This window comes from Streptomyces sp. SID5785, from assembly GCF_009870065.1.
Classification (GTDB): Bacteria; Actinomycetota; Actinomycetes; order Streptomycetales; family Streptomycetaceae; genus Streptomyces.
Window position 1 is genome coordinate 1 of sequence record NZ_WWIA01000801.1, and the last position, 4,447, is coordinate 4,447.

6 protein-coding genes and 1 pseudogene are annotated in these 4,447 nt (G+C 73.5%); 5 read left to right on the forward strand and 2 right to left on the reverse strand.

Annotation, left to right across the window (positions count from 1 at the left end; genetic code table 11):
• The 4 genes and pseudogenes from GTW43_RS37665 to GTW43_RS26135 all read left to right on the forward strand — a co-directional run.
• A pseudogene (locus GTW43_RS37665) lies at positions 1 to 218 on the forward strand (hypothetical protein); the annotation flags it as partial.
• A gap of 97 nt (positions 219 to 315) precedes the next feature.
• The gene (locus GTW43_RS26125) at positions 316 to 1,077 is read left to right on the forward strand and encodes a DUF4239 domain-containing protein (RefSeq protein WP_161304436.1); all 762 of its coding nucleotides are present in this window, start codon (positions 316 to 318) and stop codon (positions 1,075 to 1,077) included.
• Positions 1,078 to 1,126: 49 nt separating this feature from the next.
• On the forward strand, positions 1,127 to 1,381 hold the full coding sequence (locus tag GTW43_RS26130; protein ID WP_161304437.1) for a hypothetical protein: 255 nt from the start codon (positions 1,127 to 1,129) through the stop codon (positions 1,379 to 1,381).
• A 144-nt stretch (positions 1,382 to 1,525) separates the two neighbouring features.
• Positions 1,526 to 2,044 carry a hypothetical protein gene (locus GTW43_RS26135; protein ID WP_161304438.1) on the forward strand — a complete coding sequence of 173 codons (519 nt, stop codon included), beginning with the start codon at positions 1,526 to 1,528 and terminating at the stop codon, positions 2,042 to 2,044.
• Positions 2,045 to 2,194: 150 nt separating this feature from the next.
• On the opposite strand, the gene GTW43_RS26140 is transcribed toward GTW43_RS26135, so the two are convergent.
• Positions 2,195 to 2,695, reverse strand: a complete 501-nt coding sequence (locus GTW43_RS26140) for a hypothetical protein (protein WP_161304439.1) — start codon at positions 2,693 to 2,695, stop codon at positions 2,195 to 2,197.
• A 348-nt stretch (positions 2,696 to 3,043) separates the two neighbouring features.
• Between GTW43_RS26140 and GTW43_RS26145 the strand changes: the two genes are divergently transcribed.
• Positions 3,044 to 3,703 (forward strand): class F sortase, encoded by a 660-nt coding sequence (locus tag GTW43_RS26145; protein ID WP_161304440.1) that lies wholly within the window; start codon positions 3,044 to 3,046, stop codon positions 3,701 to 3,703.
• Between the two features lie 26 nt (positions 3,704 to 3,729).
• On the opposite strand, the gene GTW43_RS26150 is transcribed toward GTW43_RS26145, so the two are convergent.
• On the reverse strand, positions 3,730 to 4,447 hold a 718-nt coding region (locus tag GTW43_RS26150; RefSeq protein WP_161304441.1), incomplete at its 5' end, for a polysaccharide deacetylase family protein.

Here is a 4,447-nt window from a genome sequence, read left to right on the forward strand (position 1 = left end):
CGAAGCCGCCGCCGCCCGCCCCCGCGCCGGAGCCCCGGCCGAGCCCGTCGCGGCCGGCCCCGCCGAAGCCCGTGGCCACCCCGACGCCGGTGCACTATCCGGCCTACCGCCCCTCCGTGCACCGCGCGCCACCGAGCGGCGGCCCGTCCCTCGTGACGCTGACGCTGCTCATCACCGCGCCCGCGGTCCTGGCCGTCGCCGCGCTCCGGCCGCGCTGAGCCGTCCGGTCGCACGGAGCCGTCCGGCCGCGCACCGCCCCGCGGACGCCCCCCCTGACAACCGCTGATGACCTGCTGATCCCTGTGGAGACTCCCCATGTCGGAATGGCTCGTACTCGCCCTCGCGATGGTCGTGGTCTGTGCCGTGGTCCTCGTCGTCCAGGTGCTCCAACAGCGCCGGATCGGCGACGACGACGATCCGTCGGAGACGCCCGACGTCATCGAGTACATGACGATGATGATCGGCGTGGTCTACGCGATCGTCCTCGGCCTGGCCATCGCCGGGGTCTGGGAGGCCCGCAGCGCCGCCCAGGACCATGTGCGCAACGAGGCGCAGGCGCTGCACGAGGTGCACGAACGGGTCCGCGTCTACCCGGCCGAGGTACGCACCCGGATCCGCGCGGACGTCGACACCTACGTCCATCACGTGGTGACGACCGAGTGGCACGCGATGCGCACCCAGGGCGCCCTCACGGACCGCGGCACCGCCCTGTTCGACCGGATCCGGCACGACGTGACGGACTACGCACCGCGGAACGACTTCGAGGCGCAGGCCTACCAGCCGCTGCTCGACCAGGTCACCGCGGCCGACGACGCCCGCAACGCGCGGGCCGACTCGATCGGCGCCACGATGCCGGGCGTCGTCTGGTTCGGCCTCATCGTGGGCGGCCTCGTCACGATCGGCATGATCTTCGTGCTGCAGATCCGCCGCACCCCGCGCGAGCTGATCCTCGCCGGGCTGTTCTCCGCCCTGTTCGCGTTCCTGCTCTTCCTCATCTGGGACTTCGACGCCCCCTACAGCCGCGGGGTGGCGGCGACGGCCGAGCCGTTCCTCATGCTGTTCCCCGGCGCCGGGTGAGCGCGCGGGCCGGGCTGCGGCCCGGCCCCGCCCGGCGCACCCTGGGGGCATGACCCCATGGCAGGCCCCCGTCGTCGTCCACCCGCCCGCGCCGCAGGGCGGCCGGCACGTCACCGTGCGCGGGCGCCCGGTGGGGCTCGCGCACAGCGACCGCGACCTGACGGAGCTGCTGCGCCGCTCCGGGCTCGGCGAGGCCGACACGACGCTGGACGACCCGCATCTCGTCGAGTGGCGCGGCGCGGGCCCGCACACATGGCACCCGTCCGGGTCCGACGGCGTGTCAGACCGGGCCGGACTCCCCTGACCGGCCCATACGCGTGCCCCGTTCGTACGACAGCGATCGCGCGCCGCTCGGCGTGTCCCTAGCGTTTCGGGCATCGAGGTGCTTGTCCCCAGTAGTACGCGGAACCGGTCCGCGGCTGCCCCTCGTGGACCCGGAGGAACACCCATGCACGCGATACGCACCGCATCCGCCGCAGCGCTCGCACTGACCGCCCTGTCGCTCGCCGCCGGTCCGGCCGCCGCCGGGGACGACGACGAGCCGTTCCGGGTCGGCGTCACCCCCACCACGATCGCGGCCGGCGGGCAGGTCACGCTCACCGCGCACGGCTGTGACCGTCGCACCACGGTCACCTCCGGGATCTTCGACACGGTCAGGATCGGCGGGGGCGGCGGCTCGGTGAACACATCGGTCGACTGGGACGCCAAGCCGGACGCCGTCTACCCGGTCACGTTCACGTGCAAGGACGGACCACAGCGCACCGTCCACCTCACGATCGCCGGCGGCAGACCCGTCGACCCGACCCCGGAACCGATCCATCGGGGGCACGGGGTGCGCGCCGGTGTCGGCGGCAGCCTGGGCGGCCTCGACCTGAAGTCGATCGGCCTCGGCGGCGCCCTCATCGCGGGCTCGCTCGGCACCGCCTACTACCTGGCCCGGCGCCGGACCGGCGACGACGCCGCCTGAGCCCGCCCCGCAGCGGCCCACGACGAAGCCGGTGCCCCGCAGACCCTGACGGTCTGCGGGGCACCGGCTTCGTCGTGCGGACGGACGTGCGGACGGATGTGCGGCGCGGGCCCCGTGAAGGGGGCCGGGGCCCGGGAGCCGCAGGTCCGGTCAGGCGCGGTTGTCGGCGCGGCGGCGCATCCAGAAGACACCGCCGCCGACCAGCGCGACGGCCACCAGGCCGCCGCCGATCGCCATGTCGGTGCGGGTAGCGCCGGTCTCGGACGAGCCGCCGAGGCCGCCGCGGACGCCACCGCCGATCACGGTGAACGCGTCCGGCTTGGTCACCGGAGACGCGCCGGTGCACGTGACGGTGATGGCGTGCGTGCCGGGCGCGGCGTTGTGGTGGACCTTGACCGTGGCCGTCGCCGTGCTGCCCGAGGACTTGCTGAGCGTCCCGGTGTCGAAGGCGTCCGAGGAGACCCGGCCGCTTCCGTCCTGGCACTTGGTCGAGTCGACACTGACGGTCAGCTGGCCGCCGCGCGGGATCACGCTCGGCGTGGCCGTGATGTTGGACGGCGTCGGGTCCGTCCAGGCGGACGCGGCGGGGGCGGCGAGACCGACGGCGGCGGCTGCGACAGCGGACACCGCCAAGGCACGGGTGGTACGCATGGAAATCCTCCGCGGAAGACGTCCCCGGGGTACGGCCCCCGGGAATTTCGGCGAGAACGCCTCCCAGACGAACCCTCAGATGCCGTGCACCGCACCGCATTTCGGGAATCGGCCGTACCGGTGAGGCGACACGCCGAAGGATTTCCGTACAAGCGGATATTGCCGCAGGTCACACACCGTCAGAAAAAACCTGTGGGTGAGAACTCGGATGGCCGCACCCGCCCCGCGGCACCGCGCGGGCCGCCACCCGTTCGCCCTCGCCCCGTCGCCCGCCGTGCGCGCTCGACTTAGCGTTCTGGTACGCGCAACGGACACGGTCTCGCCGCCGGGTCCAGAGGGGATGAGCGAATGTCCAGAGCAGCCTTCGCCGAATGGGAGCGACCGAGGAAGCGAGCTCCGTGGGGCGTGATAGCGCTGGTGCTGCTGACCGGTCTGGCGCTGATCCGCAACGGCTCCGGTGAGTTCGAGGTCGGGCCGCCGCAGCCCGCGGCGGCCGCCGCCGCGGAGACCCGGGTCCCGGCGTCCCTGCGGTCCGGGGCGCCGCAGCCGCTGCCGTTCTCCATGGCGGACCGGGTGCGGATCCCCGCGATCCGGGTGGACGCGCCCGTCACGCCGGTCGGCCTCGACGCCGAGGGCTGGGTGGACGCGCCGCCGCCGCAGGACCCGAACCTCGCGGGCCAGTTCACGGGCTCGGTCTCGCCCGGCGAGAAGGGCACGTCCGTGATCGTCGGGCACGTCGACAACATGCAGGGGCCTGCCGTGTTCTACGGGCTCGGCTCCGTGAAGAAGGGCAACCACGTCGAGGTGCTGCGGCACGACGGGAAGACCGCGGTCTTCCAGGTGTACGGGATCGAGGTGTTCGAGAAGGCGAACTTCCCGGGCGAGCGGGTCTACGGCCCGACCGGCACCCCGGAGCTGCGGGTCATCACCTGCGGCGGCGGCTTCTCGAAGCAGAACGGCTACGACGGCAACGTCGTGGTCTTCGCCCGCCTGGTGTCCGTGCGCTGAGCGCACGGACACCAGGGCGGGTCAGGTCACAGGCCCCGGCGGCGCGGGACGGTCACACGGTAGCCGTCGTCGAGCAGCCGGGGCAGATACGTGCGCAGGGCGGCGACGCTCTGCGCACGGTCGCCTCCGGCGTCGTGGTTGAGGACGAGGACGCCGGACGCCGCGCCGCCGAGCACCCGCGACACGATGGTGCGGGTGCCGGGCGTGGTCCAGTCGAGGCTGTCGACGGTCCAGGCGAGGGGCTCCATGCCGAGCTCGGCGCCCAGCCGGAAGGCCGACCGGTTCCAGGCACCGTACGGGGCGCGGAACCAGGCGGGCGCCTCGCCGATCGCGTCGTGCACGACCTCACAGGTCCGTTCGATCTCGGGGCGCATCCGGGAGGCGGTCATCCGGGTCAGCAGCGGGTGCGTCCACGTGTGGTTGCCGATGACGTGTCCGTCGTCCGCCATCTCGCGCAGCAGGTCCTTGTTCTCGACGGCCATCTCGCCGCAGACGAAGAACATCGCCCGCACCTGGTGCCGGCGCAGCGTGCGCAGGATCTCGGGGGTGTAGCGGGGGTCGGGGCCGTCGTCGAAGGTCAGCACCATCGTGCGCGCGGCGCCCGCGAAGTCCATGCGGAGAAGGGGCGCACGACGGACCGTCAGCCGCTGCGGCGCCGTGCGCTGCGGACCGTATCCGGTCAGCGGGCGCAGCCGGTACGCGGACGCGTTGCGGGGCGCGGCGGCGCCGGGCGCTCCGGCCGCG